1 protein-coding gene is annotated in these 1,571 nt (G+C 63.0%); it reads right to left on the reverse strand.

Translation table 11 applies throughout. From position 1 onward, the window contains the following. Positions 1–190: 190 nt before the first annotated feature. Positions 191–1,571 (reverse strand): ATP-binding protein (locus tag ACE3OH_RS22135; protein WP_374358443.1); only part of this gene is annotated, 1,381 nt, incomplete at its 5' end.

Here is a 1,571-nt window from a genome sequence, read left to right on the forward strand (position 1 = left end):
TATGACTATGTGAAGATCAATGCCGACTATCGCAGCTGATTAAAGCTGAAATCAGCGTACGAATCCTTCTCCCGCAAGCGGGAGAAGGTGGCCCGCAGGGCCGGATGAGGGCCGGCTGATTTACCGTAATGCTTGCAATCGCCCCTCACCCCCGGCCCCTCTCCCGCCTGCGGGCGAGGGGTGTGCAAGATCATGCGGGCTGCTCGGCAAGGAATTCCGCCACTTCCTGGCATAGCTGGTGGAACATCTCATCCATCGGCAGCAAGAGGGCGCGGGCTTCGTGCAGGTTTTGCGCGCGTAGCTGCCGCTCCATGGTTTCGGCGCAGCGGGCGATGGCTGTGGCGCCGATGCTGCCGCTGCCGCCCTTGATGGCATGGGCAGTCTGCAAGGCGTGATCGTAGTCGGCAGCCAACAGCTGCGGACCGAGGCTGGACAGGCGGCGGGCCGTGTCGTCGATATACAGCCGCACCAAGGTCAGCAGGAAATCCACGTCACCATCGAGATTGGCCAGTATCGCCTGCGGCAGGAATACCGCCTCCCTGGGCTTGGCCGGTTCATCCGGCGCCGCCTGCGTCATTGCGCCGGGCGACTTCACATGCTCGGCAATCACCGCCAATAGCTCGGCCTGGCGGATCGGCTTGGTGGCAAAGCCATTCATGCCGGCGGCAAAGCAGCTGCCCTTCACATGGTCGAATGCGCTGGCGGTCAGCGCTACCACCGGCACCGGTTCGCGCCCGGCTTCTTTCTCCTTGACCCGCAGCCGTTCGGTGGTTTCCAGGCCGCCCATGCCGGGCATATTCAGGTCCATCAGAATGATGTCAAAGCGGTGGGCCTCGGCCAGCCGCAGGGCAGCAAAGCCCGATTCGGCCGTCTGCACCCGCCAATTGGCCTGCTTTTTCAGCATGCGCTCGGCCACCTGCCGGTTCACTTCGCTGTCGTCGACTACCAGAATCGACAAGGGCGCACCCTGCAGGGAGATCAAGTGCTGATCCTGCCCGGCTTGGCTCTCCTGCCCGCGATGATGGGCCTGCCGCGCAATGGTGAAGTGAAAGGTGCTGCCCATCCCCGGCGTGCTTTCCACCCAGATGCTGCCGCCCAGCAACTCGGCCAGATCCTTGCAGATGGCAAGCCCCAGGCCGGTTCCGCCAAAGCGGCGCGTGGTGGAGGTGTCGGCCTGGGAAAATGGCTCGAAAATATGCGCCAGCCGGTCTGCCGGTATGCCGATGCCGCTGTCTTGCACGGTGAATTCGATCAGCTCCGGCTCGGCCGCCGGCACCGCGCATACCAGTACCTCGCCTTTCTCGGTGAACTTGATCGCGTTATTGATCAGATTGGTAAGAATCTGCCGCAGCCGCGTCGGGTCGCCCGATTGCATATCGCCCAGGTCCGGCGACAGGTAGCCGCTCACCTCCACGCCCTTGAGCTGGGCCTGCATGCTGGCTACCCGTACCGTGTCGTTGACCAGCTGGTGCAGTGAATACGGTATGGTCTCGGCCTCGACCAGGCCGGCTTCGATCTTGGAAAAGTCGAGTATCTGGTTGACGATGGCCAGGAGCTGATCGGCCGACGAT

This window comes from Chitinimonas sp. (assembly GCF_041904975.1).
Lineage (GTDB): Bacteria > Pseudomonadota > Gammaproteobacteria > Burkholderiales > Chitinimonadaceae > Chitinimonas.